Source organism: Affinundibacterium macrobrachii (genome assembly GCF_014652415.1).
Taxonomy (GTDB): domain Bacteria; phylum Pseudomonadota; class Gammaproteobacteria; order Burkholderiales; family Burkholderiaceae_D; genus Undibacterium; species Undibacterium macrobrachii.
On the sequence record NZ_BMYT01000004.1, the window covers coordinates 24,807 to 49,561 of the forward strand.

The following is a 24,755-nucleotide window of genomic DNA, read 5'->3' on the forward strand; positions in this document are numbered from 1 at the left end:
AAGGAGTCTGCTGAATGAACGCTGCATACTGTTCATCGCAGCGCAGCCAGTAGTATCGACGCATCGTCAATTGCGATGCGTCGTTTCATCTTTGCTATTTCACAAATAACGTATCCAAGCTTGTTTGCTTTGACGTTTATATCGCGCAAATTGTCGGCAAGGGTAGTACAGCACAGGCACTAGCAAAGCTGCATAAAACCAGACTTGCCAGACATGTTCTACACCAAATCGCGCACCATGATTGGCACCGAATACTTTTACTAAGATTGTTTGCAAAATCAATAGCAAGTACAAATGCACGATGTAGTAGAACATCGGTGCAGCGCCAATATCTGCCCAAAATTCTGTAAAGCGAGATTGACGCCGTTCTAACCAAGCAAGGCAAATCAAGCCAGAGCCAATCGTGAGTAAGCTAAATAGCAAAGACGGTGGGTATTTTTGGAAATTTAAATATGACATCACAGTCATGACTATATCTTGATGCTGTTGCCAAGCTTGATTTTCTCCATAGATATTGAAGCTACGTAGTAGCAATAAGATCGCAAGTGCGCCACATCCAATCGTCAACAGATAGGTTTGCCGTTGTTTGCTTTGGATCTTCTGCTGATATAGCGGCCCACAACAATAGCCAATTAGTATGATGCCTATCCAAGGTAGTAGCGGGTAACTAATTTTAATCATATTAAATGGCTCAAGTAAAAAGCCACGTTGAAACATCACTGTCCAAATGGTGTAAGCAGGATGCTCTGGACTTAGTTTGATATCGCTAGTGCTATTGTGTCCAGCGACGATCAATAAGCCAATGCTAAATAGTACGGGCAGTGGCAATTTGTGTAGCAAACCTAAGCTGATCATCGCTAAGCCTATCACCCAAATCACTTGCAGATACCAGATGTTTGGCGGGAAGTGACCCGACCAGGCAAAGTTGATGATGGTGAATTCTAATAAGATGAGAAACGCACCACGCTTTACTAAGAAGCCAGTGGCATCACGCTGCCCACCATTTAAATGTGCTGGATGGGCGTATAGCCACGCAGATAGTCCAGCTAGAAAAACAAAAATCGGCGCGCAAAAATGTGCACTAAAACGGGTAAAGAAAAGCGCAGGATCGGTTTGCTCAACCAGCATTGGGTCGGCGACTTGTTTGTGTAAATAGATCGTTTCTCGTACATGATCAACGAGCATCAGCAACATGATCATTCCGCGTAGGCTATCGATTGCGCTAATTCTATTGCGTAAGTTGTTGTCGGTAGTCATAGTATTTTTTTGATTGGGATGAAGATTGAGTGTGATTCAACCGTAAATCTAACTTTGAAGCTAACTTCAAATTCAGCTCAAATCCTTCCTAAAATAGTGAATCCTAAAATCACAATTCGGACGAAATAAGTCCCGGCCGAATTGCATTACTCATTTATTGATCGATGCCAGTAAATTAGAGCGATACACGCAAGTTCACACGCACTTGTCGTTCACTGCCAGGTTGCACCCATAATTGGCTATAAGCACTGGCATAATATTGGCGGTTGAATAGATTATTCACTTGAAGATTTAATTGCATCTGACGATTGATGCGGTAGTCGGCCAATAGCTTGACGGTCGTATAAGCTGGCAGCATAAATTGACTACTGATAGCAACGTCGCCGTATCGTTCTCCGATGTACTGCATGCCGATTCCCAATCCACTGGCATTACCTGCTAGCTGACAGTTCTGCTTGAGTACCAGATTGCCACTGTGACGTGGCACATTAGGAAAACGGCTGCCTGTCAAAATCAAGTTGTCTCCGCGACTGACCTTGGCGTCGGTATAAGCATAAGCAGCGGCTAGTTTGAGGTTTTTATTGAGTTCGCCTTCGAGGTCAAATTCCAATCCTTTGCTATTGAGTTCTCCAGCAGTGACCGAAAAGTCGGTGTTAACGGGATTGGTCGTTAGAACATTCTTTTTGTCGATATTAAAAACTGCAATCGTACTAGAGAGATTTTTTTGCGCGTTTTCCCACTTCATACCTAACTCGTAGGAATGGCTCTGTTCAGCTTGGAAGGCAGTGTTGTCAATGCTGACACCACTGTTGGGGCGGAATCCTTTAGATGCAGATAAATAGAATGCAAGATGCGGAGCTGATTGGTAGACCACGCCAATACGCGGACTATGCGATTGCAAGGATTGTTGATTTACGACTGCGGAGCGACGATTTTCTACGCTTTGTTGGTAGCGATCTATGCGCATACCTATCAATGTTTTCCATTGCGCATTCCAATCAATTTGATCTTGAAAGTAGAGCGCATTGGCTTCTTGATTTTCTTTGGTGTTGATAGAAAGCGCCAGTGGATCTGCTTGTTTTCCATATACAGGTCGAAAATATTAATGCTATACGGATTGCTATTGGAAGGATTGCGTCGCAGTTGTACACGCTCGTCGGCAAATTGCACGTGCTCGATACCAAAAAGGCTTTGGTGTTGAATGCCTGCGAAAGTATGTTTGCCAGCCAACTCAATTCTAGCGCTACGATCGGAAGCAGAAAAATCGCGATAACGTCGTTGACGACGCAAAGTCTCATTATCCGCGAGCAGGGTACTAGCTTCTGTCGAGTAACCTTGAATTTCGCTGTCGCGATAAGATAAGCCAGACTGCAATACCCAATGTGAATTCAAATCGTGTTGAAAAAATACTTGATGTCCCAGCGATTTGACTTGCATGCGACCATCGCCTGGCTCACCAAAAAAACGTGAATCAGGTAAGGCTCCAAGTTGACCTCTGATCGCAACTACACCGCGATCAAATGGCGATTTTTGTTCATTTGCTTCGATTTCATAAGACAGCGTGGTGTGATCATTGATACGCCAAAGCATAGACGGCGCGACAAAGAATTTGTCACTGTTGTGATAATCGTGGCTGCTATTACTCGATTCGCGCGCGAGATTGAGTCGATACGCGAATTGTTGATTGAGAGGGCCAGTTAAATCGACTGCGAGACGTTTTTCTTGAAAACTACCTAGCTGAAAGTCCATTTGAAACGCATTATCGAAACGTGGTTTCTTCGTCAAAATATTAATCGTGCCACCAGGTTCTCCACGTCCATATAAAGCAGAGGCAGGACCTTTTAACACTTCAATGGCGTAGGTATTGGCATTGTCACGCACGCCGTTATAGCCACGACTAGAGTTGACACCATTAACCATATAGTCAGAGCCGAAATTGGGATCGCCAGTAAAACCGCGCATTGCATAGCTATCCCATAAACCACCAAGATTGCTTTGACGTTGTATACCACTACTCAAATCTAATGCATCGCGTAGCGTGGTCGCACCGGTATCGTGTAATAGTTCGGCACTGAGTACGCGGACACTAATCGGTAGTGCGATCAATAAACTATCCGTCTTGGTGGCACCTGCAACAGATAATTGTCGATATTGTTTGTGGCCTTGAATGTGAACTTGCTGCGGCTCAATCTCGTTAATTTTTTCGGACGACGCCTTATGCGCTGTTGTGCTTATTGCTTCGTCGCTTGGAAGCTTTGCCGGACTATCGGATGTCATCTGCGCGCTAGATAGCTGTGGATAGAGACTAGCGAGTAATAAAGCGAAAGCGGTATTGGTAGATGATTTCATATTGGGTAATGTAGGAATTAAAAGTTGCGAGTAATAGCGGTAAAAAAGGTTTAAGACTTAGCGTCGATTTGTTTCTTTATAAGGTGTGACTTTGACCGCATTGAGCCGATAGCCCGCGGTGCCAAGTTCGGTTTGGCTGCGAACACTTTCAAGCTGACCAGAAACCCATACGGCATCCATGGTCTTGATCGTTTGCGCCTGTGCTAATTGAACTTCGATAATTTGGTTAGCTGGGGGCGGGGGTGTATGTAGACATCCACCGAAATAGGGGACTAGCAGAAAAGCACCGACCTTACCGTTCTCAATATCGAGTGGAACAACGAAGCCCGGAATTCGTATTTGCTGTTGATTGAGCAAAGGATTGGTTGGGGCGTTGTCCCACGCTTTTCTGAGCTTTTGAAGCGCAGAAATTGCACGTGGATCTGCATCGTTAAAATTGCCAAGATCCATGTTTTTAAAATCAGCACTAGGGTCCCAATCAGTGGGAATGAGTTCTTCCCAGGAGATGGTCTTAAAACTATTGATCTTGCTTGTTGTCTCCTGTGTCGCCAGCTTGGCTTGATTATTCGGTTTGAGTCGATCACCAACTTGGTAAGCTTTGTTACTGTCATTATTCGCACCTGGTTTTGGCGTGCTGGTTTTTTTTAAGCTGTCGATCTCTTTGTTCTGCGCCATGCTTAGTTCAGAAAGCGCGAGATTGCAAGCGATGACAGCAAGGGTAGCGATGGCGGTGAAGCCTATGAGCTTTAAAGATATTTTCATTTTTTTCTAGTGAAAGTTGGTGTGAATTTGCTATAGCCTATTCGACAGACCATCATTGAGCGTATATCGATAGGCGCGCCAAGCTGGAATCATTCCCGCGAGTAAACCAGCACCGAGGAGTAGGGCGAGTGAGCCTATTTCACTACTACGAATCAAACTAAGTCGTAGCGAGATACCGAAATGGTTTTGTAAATGCGCACTACCGAGTAGGCTTAACAAATCCACCAAGAGCACGCCAAAGGCAATTCCTAATAGACTTAGCATTGCGCTTTCTACTAACAATAAGGTGGCAATATGGACGGGACTTGCGCCGACGGCGCGCAATATCGCTAATTCTCGTCGACGTTCGTTTAAGCTGGCAGAGATCACTGCGATCAAACTGCAAAAGCTGATTAAGCCGACGAGTGCTGCAATACCAAGAAGAAGCTGCTCTACTTGACTTAACATTTGCCATAGCTCATCAAGCGCAACACCTGGAATCACCGCTAGTAAGGCTTCTTCGCCAAAATTATTGACCGAGCGTTGAACGCGAAAAACAGCACTACGTTTTTTTAAGCCAATCAGTGCCGCCGTGATTTGTTGCGGTTCTAGATCGAACTTACGCACATGCTCGGCCGCAATCGAAAATTGTGGAATGGGCGCACCTGCTTGCCAATCTAGATGCAGTGCTTCAATGGCTTGTAGGTTGACGTGTACGGTGCGATCAACCGGGGTACCGGTTCGCTCTAAGATGCCGATCACTCGAAAAGCTTTGTCGGCATGTTCCAGTGCTTGTTGCGCATCCATACCATGACTTAAAGTGATCTCATCATTGATTTGATAGTTGAGTTGGTTCGCAATCTCTGCACCGATAACTGCGCCAAAAACATGATCCGCACCGTCTTGAAAGAAGCTACCTGCACGCAAGCGCAGCTTTTGTTGTTGACCATAACGTAGATGCTCAAAGTACGCTGCGCTAGTGCCAAGGACAGGAAATCCGCGATGTGAATCTCCTAAAGAAATTGGCACTGTCCATGCAATTGCAGGATGGCGCGCAATCGATTGATAACTTTCCCAACGTATGTTGTTACTTGCATCGCCAATGCGAAACACCGAGTACAGCATCAATTGAATTGGGCTGGTTCTAGCACCGATGATTAAATCTGTACCAGCAATTGATTGTGAGAAGCTAGTGCGTGCATCTTGTCGAACCCGCTCGACAGTCAGTAATAGGGTGCAAGAGATTGCAATAACAAACACGACTAGACTCAATGTGTAACGACGGTTCAATGCACTCTGCAAGGCTATCTTTACTAGAATGCGCCAGCTGTATCCAAGAGGGGATTTCATACTTTGGTTTGCCATTCGAGGAAATTCACTTGACGATCAAAGAAACTGGTGAGACGCAGATCATGGCTAACAAATATCAAGCCAGCTGACGAGGAGTGGCATTGCGTGATTAAACATTCCATAAAATCCCGCTGATGTGCTTCATCCAGAGCGGAAGTCGGTTCGTCTGCGATGATCAATTGTGGGTTGCCAATTAAGGCACGTGCAGCGGCAACACGTTGTTGCTGACCGATACTTAAATTGCCTGCGGGCTTATTCCAATGCGATGGTGCAATGCCTAATTGTTCCAACAAATGCTTAGCTGCTTCAGTCGCAATCGCAGCGCTTATTTGGTTGCTACCTGTGGTCGCACATGCCGCCTGTAATCGTCGGGGAGAGAACTGACACGGCAGCATGACATTGCTGATCAAGTCAAGATAAGGAATAAGATTAAATTGCTGAAAGATGATGCCCAAATGATCAACGCGGAATTGATCACGCTGTGCCTTTTTCAAGGTATTAATGTTTTGGCCTAAGAGATGAATACTGCCACTATTTGGTTCCAGAATACCAGCGCATAAACTCAGCAAAGTGCTCTTGCCACATCCACTCGGGCCGTGAATAAAAACGCGTTCATCTCGTGAGAGTGTGAATGTAGAGATCTGTACCTGCGCCGCCTCTGTTTGCGAATCTGTTGACTTCCATTTGAACTGCATATCACTTATTTGCAGTAAAGGCTCAGTCTTCTCGCTTAGATGATGTGGGCAGCTTGGCACGAGATCTGCGCCCGCATCTTGCACTAGGCTTGATTCAGCCATGTTTGGGTTCTGCATTTGTATGCTAGTTGGAGATTTCATCAATAGCACCAAAACTTACCAAACAAAACTTGCGTCATCGTGGTGTAGTGTTTTGGCGTGTTGAACACTTGTTTGTGCAGTTGCTTGTGTCGTTGCTTGCGCTATTGCTGCAACAACTTCCAACTTCAATCGCTTAATGCCTTTGTATTGGTGCAGTACCAATGCCGTTACGCTGCGAAGCTGTTGTGGATTTTTGCAATGCAAATCTACTTCAAAGCGCAAGTCGCCATGTTTTTTTTGCTCATCACTCTTCTGTTTTCCGGTGAGTGCAGGCGCATCAATTTCTAATTGCTTGATTTGGCATTCCGCAGTGTCGCTTAATTTAAACCACGCTAATGGATTGTTTAATTGATGCAAAAGTTGTTTAACTTTTTCTTGCTCTGCATCGTCTTTCGGCGCGCGCTCAAAGCCAAGAAAATTGTCGAGGGGACTAGAAAAACTCATGCTCACTTGCGTTTGATCGATCGCCAACTGTAATTGCGCTTGCCCATGGACATGCGCATGTAATGGCGTTTTCTGCTGTGCAATGACAGGTACTGGTGCAAGACAATGGAAGGCAAAGAATAAGCCAATCACCACACTTCTATATTTGCGAGAGATAAAGTTAAAATCAATCATTGTGTCTCTTGTTTCTTAAATCAGTATTACGATCTAACTATGTGTTTAAGCGATTGCTTGTTGTCCTAATCCTGCCAATCAAATTCACGATGAAAACTGGAACTGACGATGGTGGAGTTGCCGTTGTTTTGCGATGTGCTGTGTGAAATTTCGTGCGATGTATCGACGATGAGCAATAAACAGTTTTGATCTTCGTTCAAGAGAATTTCTTTGACTGGATATCGACCTAGCGGTCTCGGATAGCGACGCCAAATACCGCGACGATGGTTGATAAAATAGTGAGCCAATCCAGTTTGAATCGTGCGTTCATATGCGCGTCTATCCATCCACTCAAATTGCAGGACCCGTTTGCTAATTAGTTCTTGTGTGACACATGGAATCAATCCTTTCTCATCAAAAATTGGTGAGAGTGATTGACCCAAGGCACTTGTAGCGTTGGCGCTAGGCTCGGCCAGTTCAAGCATGTTCATCCTCGACTTCTGATTCGATTTCTGCTTCATCGTCATCATCGATCCACGCGGGAAATGGATCCTTAAAATTTTTCCACATAGCTTCACCCATTTGCATTTCTGCATCGGTGAGTAAGCATTGGTCTAATTCTGAGGACAGCGCTTCTTGATCTATTTGGATACCGATAAAGACCAATTCTTGGCGTCGATCGCCATATGGCGCAATCGACTTATTTAGAATGCGATCAAGATATTCTTGATCTTGTGGCCATTCGGAACGCTCAACTGCTGACCACCATAAGCCCGCCGCATGATGACGACAAATGCTGCCAGCCTGCGACCATTCTCCTGCCAATTCCATCCGTGTCGCGAGCCAAAAATAACCTTTAGAACGAATGACCCCGGGCATGCCTTGGTGAATTTTTTGCCAAAATCGTTGTGGATGAAATGGACGCCGTGCACGATAGGCAAAACTGCGAATACCGTATTCTTCTGTCTCTGGTACATGCTCACCACGCATTTCTTTTAGCCAACCAGGAGCGGCGGATGCTTGTTCAAAATTAAATCGTTTGGTGTTTAAGACGCGATCTAAATCAACTCTTGAGAAACTTGCGGGAACGATATCTGCACGTGGATTCAAACTATGCAGAATGGCATGTAGTTCTTCGAATTCGGTTTGGCTAACGAGGTCGGCTTTATTGAGCACGATCACATCACAAAATTCGATTTGTTCAATTAACAGATCAACGACATTGCGTTCATCTTCTTCACCCATTGATTCACCGCGTTCTTGCAGCGAATCAGTCGATTTGTAATCGCGTAAAAAGTTAAACGCATCGACAACCGTCACCATTGTGTCGAGACGGGCGATGTCGGAAAGACTACGTCCTTTTTCATCGCGGAAAGTAAAGGTTTCTGCCACCGGCATCGGTTCTGAGATACCTGTTGATTCGATCAAAAGGTAATCAAAACGATCTTCCTGCGCTAAGCGATGAATCTCGATTAAAAGGTCTTCTCGCAAAGTGCAGCAGATGCAGCCATTGCTCATTTCAACGAGTTTTTCTTCTGCACGCGATAACTGAGCGCCACCTTCACGTACCAAGTCCGCGTCGATATTCACTTCTGACATGTCGTTGACAATCACAGCTACGCGGCGGCCTTCACGATTGTTCAAAATGTGATTCAGCAAAGTTGTTTTGCCAGCCCCTAGGAAGCCGGATAAAACCGTAACAGGAAGTAGGGTAGATGTCATGTGTAGCCTCAATTTTGAGATAAAACGAAGTTGATGTGTAGCAGTGTTATTCCTGAAAAAGTCATCGGCTCAGCGAGGCGCCAGACATCGCACAGGCTCTGCAATATCCACGATTTTTGATGTGCGCAATGATCAAATTAAGGCCTCCAATACTGGCCAAAATAAGTTCAGCTAATTCGCCATAGCGCGGGCCAACCCAAAACACCGACAACACGAAGCAAATGAAGCCAGTCAAGCCGAACAGTAGAACCACCGCTTGTCGATGTTGGGTAAAGCCTGGTAGCAAGGAGAAAACGATAGGCAAGGCAACCACCGCGATCATCCAAAAGTGGAAGTCATCGTGATGAGGAATTTGCGTGAGGAAGGGAATCAGCAACGCGATCGGAGTTAAGGCGCAGTGCAGTAAGCATAGTGCAGACGCCATTACACCAAAATAGTCGCCAAGTTTAATGAGGAGTTTCAACGTCGATTCCTTGAAATTGTGTTTGCGTAATGCGGGTTTGATTTGTAAAAAACAATTTTTACTAATGTCTATGCTTGCTACGAAACGATAGAAGTTAACTGCAACACAGTTGCAATTCGTTGATTTTAGTTGACCGAAAGATTAAATGCAACTGTGTTGCACAAAATATTTTTTTAGCCTATTATGCAACCCGGTTGCAAGTTGGCGCTGTAAATTAATCTAGCAATAATGACGTATTTATCTGAAATTTATCGCATTTTTATGTTTTTGTAAGAAAAGATATATTCGCTCAAAATCTTTTAAATTTGTCCCTTTGTTGTTTATCTGTATCTATTTATTGATGTGTTGAAGTTGTGTTTGTAGGCAAAATCACTGCAAGCACGATGTCTGACATCAAGCATTCGCAGCGCATTCGTTTTGTCTAATATTTAAATAAAGAATCTAGGAGAGTTGTTGATGAAGCAAGAAATTGAATTCCAGCCTGTAAAAACCTTACTTGCGCTCAGCTTGGTAAGTCTGCTGTCGGCATGCGGTGGAGGTGATAGTGCTGCACCAGAAAAGAAAGATGATACGGCGGTCTCGATAGACACTGCGGGGCGCCTCGCGATTGCGGAGAAAGACAGCAAAAATCTGATCTTGCGCGATTTGGATAATCATCTTACCGAAGCCACGCATCAATTAGACAATGCGGGCGCTAGTTTGTACCCCAGCCCGAACGGCCGCTACGTCGTCGCAACACAGCGCGCGCAAGATCTGGTGCAGTTTGTGGATGGTGGTGTTTGGCAGGAAGATCATGTGAATCACCTACACGATTACAAGCAGGGATCAAAGCTCATGACTTGGAAATTGGCTGGTTCTCGTCCAACCCATTATGACGTTCAAGTTGGCAAGCAGGCGACGATATTTTTTGATGGTGATAGTACCGTTACCCCAATTAAGAATTCCAGCGTTCGATTAATTACTGATGCGTCGATTGCTAGTGGTGCGGTTGCAGCCGGCTTTGATTTGAATTTCTCTATCCACGGTTTTGCAGAGCCTATCGACAATAAAATTCTTAGCGTCAGTCGTGCGGCTGATGCTACCGACACGTTGCCGACGCATGTGCAGCTCTATCAACGCAATGGCAATACTTACACTTTAGATCGCCAATTGGCAACGCGCTGCAATGGCATGCACGGCAGTTTTACCGCGGGTAAATTCACTGCTGTGGGTTGTATGGATGGCGTGATGCTCATCGAACATACAGGTCCTAACACGGTTAGTGACAAGAAAATCCCGACGCCAATTCGCATCGGCACCTTGATGGGGCATGTCAAAGCACCAGAGCAATTTATCGCCATCGGATCAGAAGGTGTAGCGCCAGCGCCAGTGACAACGCGTTTCTACGCCATCGCTGGAAGTAATGCGAGCGCAACAGCAATCACGATCACTGGTTGGGAAAACGGCACGGTACAGCGTGCTTCCGGCTTTGATCGCAGCGGCAACCGTTTCTATATTTTGGATAACAGAGGGAATCTAAGTATTCTCCAGCGTCAAGGCACGACTTGGAGCAATGTATCGCGCATCGTGGGTTTGATTCCTAGCATGCCGACTGCCGCACCTTGGCCTGCAATGAGTGCAAATGGGGCGAAGGATGAAATCTATTTTACTGATCCGGTTGCGCGTCAGCTGGTGCATTTTAATACTGCGACTGCCAGCGTATCGGCTCGCCGCGATCTGATTTTTGTTCCAGCAGCGGCATTATGGGTGGGGATTAGTCGATGAAAAAAGTGTTGATATGCGCCAGCATGATGCTGAGCGCACCAGTGATGGCACAAGTGAAGGATTGGAAACTCGGTGCGGTACTCGATGTCGCCTACACTTCCAAAGAATTGGGCTTGGGCCAACGTCAATCAGGCTTGGCTTTGGGTCATAGTGACGTGATGGCGCAAGGGCCATTGGGCGACTATTTTAGCGCGCAATTTGGCGTTGCCACCCATAGTCACGAGAAGAAAATTGAAACCGAATTGGAGGAAGCTTGGTTGCAAACGCGTGCCTTGCCTTTCGGTTTGCAGGCACGTGTCGGTCGTTTTGGTTCGCAAATCGGGTATCAAAATGAGCAGCACCCGCATGCCGATGATTTCTCTGAACGCCCTTTGTTGTATCGCGCCTTTCTAGGTGGTCATTGGTTTGATGATGGCTTGCGCCTGAATTGGACAGCACCGACAGCACTGTATTTGAGTTTTGGCGCTGAAGTGTTTCGTGGCAAACAATTGGTGCAGGAAGCGATGCCCAGCCCGCAGTTCGGGATAGGCACTTTGACTGCTAAATTGGGCGGCGATGTTGGTCTATCGCATAGCTGGCAAGTCGGCTTGTCGCGCGTTCATAATAAGCGTGAAGCATTGCTTGAAGACGAGCACGATCATCATGAACATGAAGGCGAAGAGCATGGAGAAGAACATAACCACGCCCACGGTGCGCTGTTCCAAGGCAAAAAAATGTGGATGGCGGACTTGACCTGGAAGTGGTCGCCGGATGGAAACAATCAACGTGAGCAGATTAAATTCAATGCTGAATTTGCGCGTGTCTCACAATTAAATCGATTTGCAACACCATCCGACAAGCATTATGCAAGCTCGATTAGCTTGGTGTGGCGTTTTGATCCATCGTGGGAAATTGGCGGTCGTATGGACAGGCTAAAAGTCAGCACCCCACACGGTGATCATTTTCATCCGGGTCGACTAAAAGAAGACAGCGTGAGTTTGGCGTGGAAACAAAGCCATCGCCAAGTCGTGCGTTTGCAAGTGGCGCAGCAGCGTGACGCCTATGGTATGGATCACTTTACAAAACGGTCAGTACAACTACAAACGATATTTAGTTTTGGAGCGCACGGTGCACATACTTTCTAAACTCAAAACCACGTTACAAATTGCCTTGGTCAGCGGCGCTTTCGTAGCTAACGCTGGGGCACAGACGATAACTGTATTCGCGTGCGAACCGGAATGGGCTGCATTGACGCACGTGCTGCTACCCAATGCGAATATCCATGTGGCGACCCATGCCAAGCAAGATCCACATCACATCGAAGCAAGACCAGCGTTGATCGCGCAACTGCGTAGCGCAGATGTTGCGGTCTGCACCGGTGGTGAATTGGAATCTGCTTGGCTACCCATGTTGCAACAACGGGCTGGCAACTCGAAAGTGCAGAACGGTGCTCAAGGCATGTTCTTCGCGTCGGGACAAGTCGAGATGATTGATCCTCGTCCTGGTGTGGTCGGAACACCGTTCTCAGGTGACGTCCATGCCGAGGGAAATCCACATTTTCATACTGACCCGCATCGTTTTTTGAAAGTGGCACATGCTTTGTCCAAACGCTTTGCTAGTTTGTTCCCACAAGAAGCCTCTGCTATCAATCAGCGTACACAAGCATTCAGCCAAATGTGGTCACAGCAAGTCCAGCAGTGGGAGAAGCGTGCTGCCTCGCTCAAGGGAATGCGGGTAGCATCGCAACATACGACCTTTGCTTACTTGTGGCGCTGGCTTGGTATCGAACAAATCAGTGATTTGGAACCGAAACCAGGGATGGCACCAACACCAGCGCATCTGCAGCGTCAATTGAGTTTGCTACAAACGACGCCTGTTGAAGCGGTGGTCGTGGCAGCTTACCAAGACCCGCGCGCTGCTAAGTGGTTAACTAGCCAGTCGGGTATTCAAGCGCCTTTATTGGTCTTGCCTGCGACCACAGAAAACCCTTTAGCAGCCGACGCCTTAGTGACCTGGTATGAGCAACTAATCACTAGTTTGGTGAAGGTGAGAGCCAAATGATGGAGTGGTGGTTTTTAGTGCCTATCCTAGCGCTAGCGTTTGGGGTCATGGCATTAGCACCGCTGGGCGTGCAAGTCTTGTCGCGTGGTGTGGTCTTTATTGATCTAGCGCTGGCGCAGGCTGCCGCCGCAGCGGCACTTTGGGTGTCTGTTGTCATGCATGACTCCAATGCCGTGACCACACAAATTTTCGCCGCTTTGGGTGCGCTGCTGTGCGCGGGGCTAGTAGCGGGTATGGCAAAGCGCTGGCCCGCACAGCGTGAGGCTTTGATTGGCTTAGTGTATGTCGCGGGTGCCAGCTTATCTTTATTGGGTGCGCGTATCGATGCTCATGGTCGCGAAAGAATGGCGGAGTTATTAGCTGCCGATATGCTGTGGGCAAGCTGGCCACAAGTCGCTTCATTAGCGGCTTGTGCAGTCGTTCTTGGTTTGGTTTTGTTATTGGCGCAGTCATCGTTAAAGAAGGATCTGATTTTTTATCCACTCTTTGCCGTGATCGCCAGTATGGCAGTTCCAATTCTTGGCTTGTTTGTGGTGTTCGCCAGTTTAATCAGCCCAGCCTTGTGGGTGCATCGCGGCTTATCTTTGAGCTTAGCGATAGCCGTGACGATTGTGGCTGCGGGTTTAGGTCTAAGTGCATCTTGGTATTTTGATGCACCGAGTGGCGCATGTGTTGCATTGGCTTTGGCGATGTTTGGTGCAGCAAGCGCGCTGCGTCCGCAAGCAAGCAGGCTTGGTACTTGAAATTTCTCTTGTGCGGCATCTTAAGTAAAATCATGCGTGCTGATTAGTCAGCACGCATGACGTTGATCGGCAGTTCAAGAGTGTAATTACAAAAATGCTGATATGTATTGACGACCGATTGCAATCCATGAGGGCTTATTGACCTCATGAACCTCACTACCTACACAAGGCCTAGTTCCTTGTAGCTGACATAGCCCGTCTTGGTGAGCGCAGCGAGTTCCTTGAATAAAGTCTTGTCGGATGCCGCGAAGTTGAAACAAGATTTACCCTGCATACGCGCCTTGAGCTCTGGCGACACGCCTTCCAATAGTTCGGGTTTTACATAGATCGGCATTAGGTGAAAACTGACATAGGCCTTTTTGATCTGAACCGCACCGAAGAACAGCGGCTTCTTGTTCTTTTGAATGTGCGCGGTATCCACATACAATTCAGTGGCATCGTCTTTGATTGAAACAAGCTTCTCGGCATAGGGAAGCAAGATTGCTCGGAGTTCTTTGAAGACGGTTTCAAGGTCGGTCATGGTTTTTCCAATTGGGGGCGTTGAGGTTTGTTTTCGAGAGTTGATGTCGAGGCGTTGGGATCACATTTATATCGACGAATGAATATGAAAGTGTCATTTGCGATTTCAGCGGATTGTCTTGTTAGTGGTTTGCCACATTTCAAAAGCAGACAGCAAGATATCATTTTCGTCGAATACATTTCCAACGTGCTGTATTTCTGTATTCGGTGCTAAGCATTTTAAATTCAACATTAATTCAAACAAGCCTTCAATCGCTCCTCGATTCCATTTCTTACCCATTCTGTAATCTAAGGATATCTGAGTAGATCCTAGAATAAACAAACCAAGGTCTGGAATGATGGCACCGGAACTTGATCTCATGCCTCCGAAAACGACATGGAATGGTTCAGCCTCGCCACTCAGCAAAAGCTCAGCGGGATTTTCACCGAACTTAATTGGAACTTCGATTTCTTTCGATTTCGACCAATAATAGGCACCTTGCGAGACAAGACAAGATGCCTGCCGCTGGACGAGAGCATACGCCCCAGAAGAACGTTTTTCTTCGCCGAAATCAAACTCTATGTCTGGTAACGAACCATCATTTTCAGACAATATTTGAGAAACGGAGTGTAAATTCATTTTGATCGCTAACGCAAATGTGGAGTGAGCCGCGCAATACAGCGAAAACGAAGGCTCAACGATATCACTACTTTACTTTCGCCTGTCTTTTGATGCGAGCCCAAATCAACATGATGAAATACCCTAAAAAATAGCCGATAACGCATTACAACAGACTAATTATGAATAGTAACGGCAACATAAATATTGCTGAGCCTCGTACTGATTCGAAAAGCAGACTGATCGTAAGCGCGACAGCACCGAGTGCAGCGATACCCCCAAAGTATACTGGTGGTTGAGAAATCTTCGCTCCACCTACAAGGGCATTAAAAATAAAGAGGCACGCAATGGCGATGTTGCTTACCTCACCACTTAGCCAACATAGTGCAAAGAATATGAAGACAGTAGCAATGCTAAGTGAGCCTGGGCTATGTCTAATCATTGAAAGTGTCATTGCGCTAGCCTGATTTAATTTCACAAACAAAAAACATACTCTAACATTAATCAAAAGACAATTTGTTTTCATACTTTTGACACCCGAATTGCGTCTGATTGTTCCTAGATGTGAATGATGAATAGTGTTTAACGAAACAACCAAAAACTGCGAGCGATACACAATCAAGTCATCTCATTCTTCACCTAGACGATCTGCACTTACTTTGTGTAGAAAGTCGTTCGAGAGACAACCGTCATGAAAAAATCATGTAAAAAAATCATGATTGCAGCGTACAGCCGTTTAGCAAAATAACCAGTGAGATGTAGTTGAAATGCGCTTTCAATTCCTGGAATTGAAGGCATTATACTGCCAAGGTATCTGCGGTAATGTTTTTGGTAAATTCAGAAATTAAATATGATTTTGCCTACTTAAAAACTGATTTGAATCAATTAGCCGGCAGCGACATCGGTTAAAATTCGTTGGCAGATAGAATTTTCTGTCTTTGTGTTGATTCATAAATCCCTTTTGTTTCCATGCTACGAACCCAACTAAATCAGCGTCTCTTTAGCTGGATCGCCATTTTTGCGATTCTGCTCAACACGCTTATGCCTTTGGTTTCTCAAGCAGTGGAGTTGAAGACGGGTAAGCGACTTAATTTTACTTCTCAGTCGCAAGTGTCGGAGTCGGGGGCTTGGCAAGAATTGTGTTCTGCCAATGGCTCGGTATGGATCAAGCTCGCCGCTGATGGCAGTATTCTTGCTCAAAGCAAGGACAAGCCAGCCGATGCTCCTATCTCGATTCATCTTGAGCATTGCTCTTACTGTGTGACGCACGCGGGTAGTTTTGGGCTCGCTGTTACGCAATTTGTCTATTCCTTTGTTCTGGCGGAACACGCGCGGTCGTATAGTCCGCTTTCAACATTCTTTCATACCCAAATAGCTTGGATGGCACCCGCTGTCCGCGCGCCCCCACGCCTTATTTCTTAATTCCCTTTGTGTTCCTTGAACAGGTTTGATCAATTTTGATCAGGCTTCGCTGCGCTGTGGCGAGCTGATCTCAATCTGTTCTGGTTTTGTTAAAACGCATTGCTTGTTTCTATGGTGGAAGCAGGCGAAGGATAAGAAATGAAACATCATTTAACCCACCGTCGTGCGCGTCAACTTGAGGCGCGTGAAGAGTTGAGCTCACGTGATATGCAATTACTTTGGCGCATCGAGTCAGGTTCTATGCGAATTGATAGTATCGGCGAGGATGGCAGTTTGAACTTTGTTCGCTTGGCGATTGCTGGCGACATCTTGGGAATGGAATACGTTGCAGGTTTGAACGAATCTTTACTGATTCGTGCGCTGGTTCCTGTGCGCTTGGCACCCTTAAATGTCGTTGAGGCACCTCAGCTTATGCCACTCATGCTTGAATCCTTAAGTAAGGTACATCAACGTTGTCGCGAAGTGGTGAGCATGCGAACAGGCGCTGTCGAAGACCGTATCAAACGATTGCTACGTATCTTGTCGGTTGTTGAGGCTAACTCTGATGTGTCTGCAACTTGCAATCTTCCAAGCCTCGGCAATATTGCTGAGATCATTCACTCAACCCCCGAAACTGTCTGCCGTGTACTGGCTAGCCTGCGTAAGCAGCATGTGCTGGAAAAAACGACCCCGACCAATATTCGTAGCAAGGGCTTGGATTTTCACCAACACAGAGTTGCAACACATGCGCTAGCCGCGTGATCCGATAGCTTCTGCTTAGTCACTCTCTGCTCCTTATTGGAGTGGAGCGTGACAACGCGCAGAGACCGATGCAGCAGGAAAAAGTTTTACTTAATCACGACAAAACTATGAAATACAACAATCATTTAATGCCATTAAAAATGGCCGCTTTGATTTGGTCAGCAGTCGAATTGCTGAGTTATTCGGAGCAGGCGCAGGCTTCTTGCGGTAGTAGCTTCTGCTTGGTGAATACCGATTGGGCGGTGCAGGGCGCTTGGATGGAACGTGGATATCGCTACGATCTACGTTTTGAAACCGTGCGTCAAGATCAGCTAATGCGCGGCTCCAAAAAAGTCAATTTGACGGGTTTTGAAGCGCGCGATGCAGAGCAAGATACAGACAGCCGCCGTTGGTTGTTGAATGTCGATCATGGTATTAACGAAAACTGGGGCGTCTCTGCCGCCATTCCTTTTATTGATCGGCGTCATCAACATGCGGAAGCAGGGCAGCCGGTTAGTTGGAATTTTCGCCAAATCGGTGATGCACGGATCACCGCGCGCTATCAAACAGGTTTGCAAGATACCAAGGATGGCGGCGCCGCCGTGGTAGGAGCACATGTAGGAATCAAGCTTGCCACCGGTAAGTTTGATATTGCCAATTTGACGGGAACCAAGGCGGAAAGAAGTTTGCAGCCAGGTACGGGCACCAACGATCTGTTGGCAAGTGTTTACTACCGTAGAGTGCTCTCGGATATCGCGACGACATGGTTTGTACAAGCCAATTTGGAAGCACCATTGCAAGAACGTGATGGCTTCAAGCCGGGTCGCAAAATCGGTATCGATCTTGGTATTCGTACACTATGGACTAGCTCTTTGTCGCCCATGTTGCAATTGAATTTCCAGCACCGTGCATCTGATTCTGGCATCTATGCTGAACCAGCCGATTCAGGCGGGCGCAGCCTGTCGATCAGTCCAGGGTTGAGCTACAAAATTACACCGCAGACCCATGCCTATGGATTCGTACAAGTCCCTGTTTATCAGCAGGTCACCGGTCAGCAACTAAGCCCTAAGTGGGCAGCGACCGTCGGCATTCAATCGCATTTTTAATCGATTACTTACTTTCTTACCCATTTTTTTTAGGATATACAATGAAATTTTCACATACTTCAAGCATCACATCATTCACGATCATCGCAGCAAGTCTAACTCTGACTGCTTGTGGAGGCTCCAGTAGCCCAGCGGCACCAACTGCGCCGACTTACCCTGCGACCATGCAAGTTAGCGTCAATTTTGATTTGCTGGCAAATGGCAGTGCAGTGAAATGCGGCACAGCGATTACCAGTCTTGGAAGCAAAGCGACGACCGCAGAATTAAAAGATGCGCGCTTCTATATTTCTAATGTGAATCTCATTGATGCGAACGATAAAGCTGTTCCAGTGACATTGACTGCGAACGACTGGCAGAACGATAAGGTCACCTTGATTAGCCTGATTGATGGCGGAAGCGCTGCTTGCGGCGGTACGATTTTACCGACGAATGCTGTCATCACGGGCACAGTGCCAGGCGCTGCCTACAAGGGTATCTCTTATGAAATTGGTGTGCCGACAGAGCTAAATCATAGTGATTATGCTGCTGCCGCAAAACCTTTGAATGTGCAAGCTATGGCGTGGAGCTGGACATCTGGCCGCAAGTTCATGAAGTTAGAAGTCAATCCTGTCGGTGGCGTGGACGTGGTACGAACCAATACAACGACAACTCCTCCAACGACAACGACCAACAAGGCTAGCACATGGAATGTACATTTGGGCTCAGGCGGTTGCACAACCAATGCAACGACTGGCGCCTATAGCTGTACCAATTCCAATCGCATGTTAGTCAAGTTGGCGAGTTTCGATTACAACACACAAAAAATCTCTTTAGATTTAAATGCCTTATTTGCAGGTAGTGATTTGACCACCGACTTGGCTGGTGCAACAGGTTGTATGTCTGGCGCTACTGATACCGATTGCAAAGCGATTTTTGAAAACATGAAAATTAATTTGTCGACAGGTGCGACGACCTCGGCGGGCGTGCAATCCATCTTCGTCGCGCGTACCAAATAATGAGATTAATGAAAAAAGTAAATGCATAAATCCGTGAACAATCAACGTAGCCGAAGATTTATCGCTGCTCTGAGTAGTATCGCAGTTGCCAGTTTTCTGGTAACTGCGTGTGGAGCAGGCGGTAGTGGCGGAGGTGGCCCCTCTGCAACGCATTCACACGCGACCCCAACAACGCCAGCGTTGAATGGTTTTCCCGCACCCGTGATTCCGATCTCTAATCCCTTAAGCGATGAGAAAATTGCACTAGGACGTCAATTGTTTTACGACAAGCGCCTATCGGGCAACGGCACGCAATCGTGTGCATCGTGTCATCATCAAGACAAAGCATTTACAGACGGCAAGCCACTAGCAATCGGCTCAACCGGAGAAATCCATCCGCGCAATTCGCAAGGTTTGGCGAATGTGGTCTACAACGCGACCTTGACTTGGGCTAATCCTGCTCTTACAGAGCTAGAGCGGCAAATGGAAGTACCGATGTTTGGTGACAATCCTGTCGAAATGGGCATCAACGATGGCAATAAAGCAGAAGTGCTGAATCGTTTCAAAACGGATTTTGGCATCCTCAATCAGTTTAAGGCTGCGTTTCCAAAAGACATTGAGCCGATTAACTTCACCAACATCATCGCAGCGATTGCCAGTTTTCAACGTACTTTAATTTCGAATGAATCTAAGTACGACCAGTTTTTACGCAAGCAGGTGACATTCACCGAATCGGAAATACGCGGCATGAATTTGTTCATGGGCGAAACCGCAGAATGTTTTCACTGCCATGGCAGTTTTAATTTTAACGATCAACCCAAGTTCGTTGGATTAAGTCCAGTGGAAACGCCATTTCACAATACCGGTTTGTATAACATCGACGGTAAAGGGGGATTTCCTTTCCCCAACCGTGGCCTATTTGAATTCACATCAAAGCCACAAGACATGGGCGCTTTCCGTGCACCGAGTTTACGCAATGTAGCTGTCACAGCGCCGTATATGCATGATGGCTCTATCGCAAGTTTGAAAGAAGTTTTGGACTTTTATGCGGCGGGTGGACGACACATTACCAGCGGACAAAATGCTGGCGATGGCAGATTAAATCCCTATAAAAGTGATTTGATTACGCGGATCAATTTGAGTGAGCAAGACAAGATTGATTTAGTCAATTTTTTGGGAACTTTAACAGACGAGAAATTTTTAAAGAATCCGAAGTTTGCTAGCCCGCAATAAGAAGTGAAAAAGTTTCAATCAATGATACGGTCTACGTAGATGGATTCAAAATGAAAGTTGAATTGGGCGACTAATGCGTGATGGAGGAGTCAGAGCTTATTGTTCTTTTGATTCCTCCACACTATGTTGTTTTAAAATCGAGAAACTACTTAATTTGAAAAGCGAAGTTGGTTCGATTAGCCGCGTTTAAGCTCTAGTCGATTTGCTTATTTTCTAGCTGTGACACTCCACCAGACACTATAAATTTCATCACATTAGTCGGACTAATATCGATGGCTCTTACCTGACTGCTAGGGACGATATAGAGTTCACCAGAGAAGTTGTAAGAGTGCGGAAAATACACGGCTACTTTATCTTCTAAACCCAAAATAGATAAATCTTCCTCCGTCAAGAAGCCCAATTTCTCTAGCTTTGCTTCGGGGTTGATGAGCACTAAAACCGGGCGATTAAATTTCTTTTCGTCGCCAACAAAAGCGGAAAAGAGATCGTTCAATGAGGAGTAGATTTCATTTAGAACAGGAATGTTCTGAATTGAATTTCTGATCAAACGCTTGATTGGCTGCGCGATGAAAGTTTGCCCAAAATAACCGATGACGATCAGCAATAAGACGATAATTAATAAGCCTAAGCCTGGGATATCATGTCCGATCAATAGCTCTAAACTCTCGCGTAGCAAGCCATCTGCAAATTCAAATGAAATCAAGAGAATATAAGCAGTAAGCGCTAAAGGAGAGATGAACAGCAAACCTTGTAAGAAATAATTAACGAGTTTTTTGATCATAAGACGACAATTTTTAGTAAAAAGGCATGTGAAATCCATGCGATGGAAAGGAATGAATAGGCAACGAATATTACTCGTCGCTCAGACGATTAATTGTATCGCGCATACGTACAAAACTATTGACGACATAGGGTACATCATTCAATCCATCTACATAATCACGCATGTAGGCCAGCATAGCATAGGCGGCGCCAGCACTAAATAAGGGAGAATGGGTAAAGTTCCATAACATGCAGATTAGAACTACGATGGTCGCAAGTTCAGTAACCACCCAGGTCAAGTTCTGTGCATCCGATAGCGCGACTTTCCAGCGTTTTAGTAGTTGAAAGTGACGAGCAATACTGACACCTTGAGCATTCTGTAAAATTGTGACCTCGCGCTCAATTTGATTATTCAAACCTCTGTTGTAGCGTTGTGCGCGCGCTAAATACCATTTATTCGCTCCTAGCATTGGAATCAACACGAGGGTTGCCAGCCATCCAGCTTCTTGATCATACGAAAATAACAGTAATAGTGAACCGACCACTGCTGTAATATTTCGAAAAATAGCGGGGACTTCGATTTCCAGAAAGCTCACTAGTTCGCGCGCTAACTCCACTCGCGCTGAAACCTTGCTGACTCCGTGCCCCTGCTTAATTTGCACGATTGCAGTTCGCTCCGCTAGTCGAGCATAAATATCGCTGAATATTCGGGTGTCATAGCGCTGGCGAATAAAGCACAATATTAGTTGGAAGAACCATAAAATCAGTAAAACTAGTAAGCCGTGCATCTTACGCTGTAGTAAATCATCAATAGCCATTCCTATTGCAGCAGGCAAAGCTAATAGACACAATTTCTCAATAAGAGTCAGAACATAGGTAAAGCTGATTGCGTTTCGATGTGTTTTAAAAAGTTGATAGGACGTCATTGTACTTCGTGAAGAAAATTATTTAGAAATCATGATCTTAGTACTTTAGGATTTCATGATATCAAGAAGCTGAATGCTCCAAAAGAAATGCCTTTGATCTAATAAAGAGAGTTTGCAAGATTCAAGTGGCATGCAGTCAGCGTGAAATTAGCTGGCAATTTGCTTGAAATTACGGCTCCAAAGTCGGCACGTAATCGACATAAGCATCAAAAATCCACCCCTGCATATCGATGTACTCTTCTCTAGAACGTAGTGGAATGGAATAGACCTTCACTTTGATCCAACGCCCTTCGCGTGTCGCAATCGTTTCGCAAGGGCGATTGCTGTCGATGATTTCAAACATGGTGCCAAACGGCAGCGTATCGATCTTGTTACTATTGGTATCGGATTCGCCACGCAGCTGTACTTTGTCGGCGATTAATACGGCATAGGGCTTGGTGTTGGCGTTACAACTCAATGCTTTGTTTGGTTCCTTACATTGACCGCTCTTGTAATAATCAAAAATATCAGCAAGTGCTTTGAGGTTTCTTATTTGTGTTTCATTTCCTTTTGGTGGAAAGGCGATGCCGACGCAAGTTTTGCCTGGCATGCATTCGGGAATACTGACGCCAGTTTGCGGGCTGCCAATCGAGCCGCCTTCATACTCGCAGCGATTTTGGATATTGTCTTTTTCTGATTTAGGTAAAGGCGCATCGATGAGCGCGCTGCACCAGGTGTAGCTGTAGGCTCTGCGGGCGATGCTGATGATTGAACGGTCATAGATTTCCATCTTGGTCGTCTTGCGAAAATCTGCGCCCGATTCGCACAGGTTTTTTACCACGCCAAGTTGCGCGTTGGCGGTGGCGTAGGCTAGTGGTGTAACGCCAGATCCATTTGGACTATCGAGTGGGTAGCCTTCTTTCGCTAAGAAGTCGAAAGTAGCTTTATCGGCGCCACTTTCTGCGGCTACGTCAATGACACTGCAATGCTGATTCTGACGACAGCGCTCTAACCATTTAGCTGTTTTGTGAGCGTTCAATATGGATAATCTTTGCGTCGCCTCTTTAATCGCGATGGCTTCGCTCATCAGATAGTTTTCGACGATGGCACGCCATTCCTTGCTGATGTTGGCTGCAATGTAGGCATTCGCTTTGCTTAGATCGGTGTCGCCTGCGCGAGTTGCTGTAACGAGATTCAAGTAGTCATCAAACCACGTCGATTTTTTTGCACCCTTTTTACATAAGCCAGCTTTCATAAAACTAGTGGTAATCACCTCCGCTGCACGCGCTCGCGCATGCAGCAATGCATAGCCTTGATCTTGGCTTGGCGAATTCAAACGCGCGCTAAGGCTTTCTATGACAGATGGCTGTATAATTTTTTTTGCTTCGTGTTGATAGCTGGTATTCACGAGTGGATTGACGTCATTGTTACAATGCAGCTTGACCACAGCAAAGCTACTGGCAACCGTGCTGTCTTGGGGTAAATTCAGTACGGCTGCTGCTTCGAGTGATTCTGCGTCAGATTTGAATCCTTTGCTCAGTAGCCATTCCACCATCTGCGGTCTAGGATTATTCATGCTAGCCCACTGCATCGGTTGGCAATCGCGCAGCTTGTTACAGGCTTTAATCCACCCAAGACTGTCTAGATACTGCGTTAATGCCACATTGCCGGAAGACGCAGCGAAATTAAAAGCCAAACTAAGCTGATCGCCGCTGTATTTTTCCTTAGACAGTATGCGTTTCACCGCAGCTAAATCACCATTGATAAAAAACTGGCCATCTGTTTCTTCCCATGATGAGCTATGTGCTGATACGCTAACCAGAGCAATCGCGGTACACGTGAGGGTTTGGATGAGTGATTTGATGGATGGTTTCATGTGACAAGCTCGTAAGCAAGATGGTAGATGCTAGCTTGTGTTTTGGAAGTTGGCAATGCTGGTCAGTTGTGGGTAATCTCAGATTGGGGTGTACCTGGTTTAAGCATCGCTCAATGCATAAGTGTACGAACAGCTACCCTGATAATTTTTTCTCCACTGAAATGGGATTCCAAACATTCCGATTTTATAGCATGCACTGAATGTAGCCCCTACAGGTACTTGAACGTACAAGTCATGAGGGACATCTAGCGACACGTTTTCTTCAGCCTCTGATACCCATAGATAAATTAAATTCGCATTGGGAGCTTTCCGTTTCTCTAAAATTTCTTTGTGTATAACCTTTCCACGAAAAATTAAAGTTTCATGTCGAACAAAAGCTGTATTCATCCATAAGAAAATAATAGGAACGACTAAAGATAGAAAAAAATAACCAAGAATATAATTTGTTATTAATGTCGGCCATGTTGATCTTCGCAGGCGGTCTTTTTTTTGTTGGCTATTTCGTAGTATGAGACCTAGACCAATGGCGATCGGAGCAGCTAAATAAGTAAGAAAGAAATCCATCAAATACGACTGTGGGGTAACTATCGCAAAACTTAGTTCCAATGCGAACATGAAAAGGACAAAAAATACGATGAGAACAAGAACGTGTATTGATGTTTCTTGAATTCTGTCTCGCCATGTGATTTTTACTTCCTCTTGTACTTTCTTTTCTAACCAAGGTTTGAGTAATGTACGACATTGGATGCAATGGATGTCCGTAGTCTCAGATTGTTGA

General features: G+C 45.8%; 24 protein-coding genes. 9 read left to right on the forward strand and 15 right to left on the reverse strand.

Annotation, left to right across the window (positions count from 1 at the left end; all coding sequences use genetic code 11):
- Positions 1 to 99 precede the first annotated feature (99 nt).
- The 10 genes from IE103_RS12115 to IE103_RS12155 form a co-directional block, all read right to left on the reverse strand.
- Positions 100 to 1,257 (reverse strand): acetyltransferase domain-containing protein, encoded by a 1,158-nt coding sequence (locus IE103_RS12115; RefSeq protein WP_189346397.1) that lies wholly within the window; start codon positions 1,255 to 1,257, stop codon positions 100 to 102.
- Between the two features lie 175 nt (positions 1,258 to 1,432).
- The gene (locus IE103_RS18435) at positions 1,433 to 2,323 is read right to left on the reverse strand and encodes a TonB-dependent siderophore receptor (protein WP_308426996.1); all 891 of its coding nucleotides are present in this window, start codon (positions 2,321 to 2,323) and stop codon (positions 1,433 to 1,435) included.
- On the reverse strand, positions 2,230 to 3,606 hold the full coding sequence (locus IE103_RS18440) for a TonB-dependent siderophore receptor (protein WP_229827262.1): 1,377 nt from the start codon (positions 3,604 to 3,606) through the stop codon (positions 2,230 to 2,232). Before IE103_RS18440 ends, IE103_RS18435 begins: the two co-directional genes overlap by 94 nt.
- A 57-nt stretch (positions 3,607 to 3,663) precedes the next feature.
- Positions 3,664 to 4,368 (reverse strand): DUF3299 domain-containing protein, encoded by a 705-nt coding sequence (locus IE103_RS12125; protein ID WP_189346398.1) that lies wholly within the window; start codon positions 4,366 to 4,368, stop codon positions 3,664 to 3,666.
- A gap of 30 nt (positions 4,369 to 4,398) precedes the next feature.
- The gene (locus IE103_RS12130; protein WP_189346399.1) at positions 4,399 to 5,697 is read right to left on the reverse strand and encodes an ABC transporter permease; all 1,299 of its coding nucleotides are present in this window, start codon (positions 5,695 to 5,697) and stop codon (positions 4,399 to 4,401) included.
- Positions 5,694 to 6,533, reverse strand: coding sequence for an ABC transporter ATP-binding protein (locus IE103_RS12135; RefSeq protein WP_229827263.1), 840 nt, complete (start codon positions 6,531 to 6,533; stop codon positions 5,694 to 5,696). Before IE103_RS12135 ends, IE103_RS12130 begins: the two co-directional genes overlap by 4 nt.
- A gap of 15 nt (positions 6,534 to 6,548) precedes the next feature.
- Positions 6,549 to 7,151, reverse strand: a complete 603-nt coding sequence (locus IE103_RS12140) for a ZrgA family zinc uptake protein (RefSeq protein ID WP_189346400.1) — start codon at positions 7,149 to 7,151, stop codon at positions 6,549 to 6,551.
- Positions 7,152 to 7,216: 65 nt separating this feature from the next.
- Positions 7,217 to 7,621, reverse strand: coding sequence for a phosphoribosyl-AMP cyclohydrolase (locus IE103_RS12145; RefSeq protein ID WP_189346401.1), 405 nt, complete (start codon positions 7,619 to 7,621; stop codon positions 7,217 to 7,219).
- Positions 7,608 to 8,852, reverse strand: a complete 1,245-nt coding sequence (gene zigA / locus IE103_RS12150) for a zinc metallochaperone GTPase ZigA (protein WP_189346402.1) — start codon at positions 8,850 to 8,852, stop codon at positions 7,608 to 7,610. Before zigA ends, IE103_RS12145 begins: the two co-directional genes overlap by 14 nt.
- Positions 8,853 to 8,913: 61 nt before the next feature.
- Entirely contained in the window at positions 8,914 to 9,315 is a 402-nt protein-coding gene (locus IE103_RS12155) for a MerC domain-containing protein (RefSeq protein ID WP_189346403.1), read from the reverse strand.
- 456 nt (positions 9,316 to 9,771) lie between these two features.
- Here IE103_RS12155 and IE103_RS12160 point away from each other — a divergent pair, with 456 nt between their 5' ends.
- Genes IE103_RS12160 through IE103_RS12175 form a run of 4 tightly spaced genes read left to right on the forward strand, consistent with a single transcriptional unit; the run spans position 9,772 to position 13,862 of the window.
- The gene (locus tag IE103_RS12160) at positions 9,772 to 11,079 is read left to right on the forward strand and encodes a hypothetical protein (RefSeq protein ID WP_189346404.1); all 1,308 of its coding nucleotides are present in this window, start codon (positions 9,772 to 9,774) and stop codon (positions 11,077 to 11,079) included.
- Positions 11,076 to 12,203, forward strand: a complete 1,128-nt coding sequence (locus IE103_RS12165; RefSeq protein WP_189346405.1) for a hypothetical protein — start codon at positions 11,076 to 11,078, stop codon at positions 12,201 to 12,203. The genes IE103_RS12160 and IE103_RS12165 overlap by 4 nt, the downstream gene beginning before the upstream one ends.
- Positions 12,187 to 13,119: a metal ABC transporter solute-binding protein, Zn/Mn family gene (locus IE103_RS12170; protein WP_229827264.1), complete on the forward strand. Its 933-nt coding sequence runs from the start codon at positions 12,187 to 12,189 to the stop codon at positions 13,117 to 13,119. The genes IE103_RS12165 and IE103_RS12170 overlap by 17 nt, the downstream gene beginning before the upstream one ends.
- Entirely contained in the window at positions 13,116 to 13,862 is a 747-nt protein-coding gene (locus IE103_RS12175) for an ABC transporter permease family protein (protein WP_189346407.1), read from the forward strand. Before IE103_RS12170 ends, IE103_RS12175 begins: the two co-directional genes overlap by 4 nt.
- 160 nt (positions 13,863 to 14,022) lie before the next feature.
- On the opposite strand, the gene IE103_RS12180 is transcribed toward IE103_RS12175, so the two are convergent.
- Together IE103_RS12180 and IE103_RS12185 are read right to left on the reverse strand one after the other, a co-directional pair.
- On the reverse strand, positions 14,023 to 14,382 hold the full coding sequence (locus IE103_RS12180; protein ID WP_189346408.1) for a hypothetical protein: 360 nt from the start codon (positions 14,380 to 14,382) through the stop codon (positions 14,023 to 14,025).
- 105 nt (positions 14,383 to 14,487) lie between these two features.
- Complete coding sequence (locus IE103_RS12185; protein WP_189346409.1) at positions 14,488 to 15,000, reverse strand: hypothetical protein; 513 nt, start codon at positions 14,998 to 15,000, stop codon at positions 14,488 to 14,490.
- A gap of 948 nt (positions 15,001 to 15,948) precedes the next feature.
- Here IE103_RS12185 and IE103_RS12190 point away from each other — a divergent pair.
- From IE103_RS12190 to IE103_RS12210, 5 genes are all read left to right on the forward strand, one after another.
- On the forward strand, positions 15,949 to 16,401 hold the full coding sequence (locus tag IE103_RS12190) for a DUF2946 domain-containing protein (protein WP_189346410.1): 453 nt from the start codon (positions 15,949 to 15,951) through the stop codon (positions 16,399 to 16,401).
- A gap of 138 nt (positions 16,402 to 16,539) precedes the next feature.
- On the forward strand, positions 16,540 to 17,142 hold the full coding sequence (locus IE103_RS12195; RefSeq protein WP_189346411.1) for a Crp/Fnr family transcriptional regulator: 603 nt from the start codon (positions 16,540 to 16,542) through the stop codon (positions 17,140 to 17,142).
- A 107-nt stretch (positions 17,143 to 17,249) separates the two neighbouring features.
- A complete protein-coding gene (locus IE103_RS12200) occupies positions 17,250 to 18,227 on the forward strand; it encodes a hypothetical protein (RefSeq protein ID WP_189346412.1) in 978 nt (325 codons plus the stop codon).
- Positions 18,228 to 18,268: 41 nt separating this feature from the next.
- Complete coding sequence (locus IE103_RS12205; protein ID WP_189346413.1) at positions 18,269 to 19,222, forward strand: MbnP family copper-binding protein; 954 nt, start codon at positions 18,269 to 18,271, stop codon at positions 19,220 to 19,222.
- Positions 19,223 to 19,243: 21 nt separating this feature from the next.
- Positions 19,244 to 20,434: a methanobactin export MATE transporter MbnM gene (locus tag IE103_RS12210; protein ID WP_189346414.1), complete on the forward strand. Its 1,191-nt coding sequence runs from the start codon at positions 19,244 to 19,246 to the stop codon at positions 20,432 to 20,434.
- A 193-nt stretch (positions 20,435 to 20,627) separates the two neighbouring features.
- Here the strand turns inward: IE103_RS12210 and IE103_RS12215 are convergent, their stop codons facing one another.
- The 3 genes from IE103_RS12215 to IE103_RS12225 form a co-directional block, all read right to left on the reverse strand.
- On the reverse strand, positions 20,628 to 21,215 hold the full coding sequence (locus tag IE103_RS12215; RefSeq protein ID WP_189346415.1) for a DUF502 domain-containing protein: 588 nt from the start codon (positions 21,213 to 21,215) through the stop codon (positions 20,628 to 20,630).
- Positions 21,216 to 21,285: 70 nt separating this feature from the next.
- Complete coding sequence (locus tag IE103_RS12220) at positions 21,286 to 22,122, reverse strand: ABC transporter six-transmembrane domain-containing protein (RefSeq protein ID WP_189346416.1); 837 nt, start codon at positions 22,120 to 22,122, stop codon at positions 21,286 to 21,288.
- Between the two features lie 169 nt (positions 22,123 to 22,291).
- Positions 22,292 to 23,977, reverse strand: coding sequence for an SH3 domain-containing protein (locus tag IE103_RS12225; RefSeq protein WP_189346417.1), 1,686 nt, complete (start codon positions 23,975 to 23,977; stop codon positions 22,292 to 22,294).
- Positions 23,978 to 24,755: the final 778 nt, after the last annotated feature.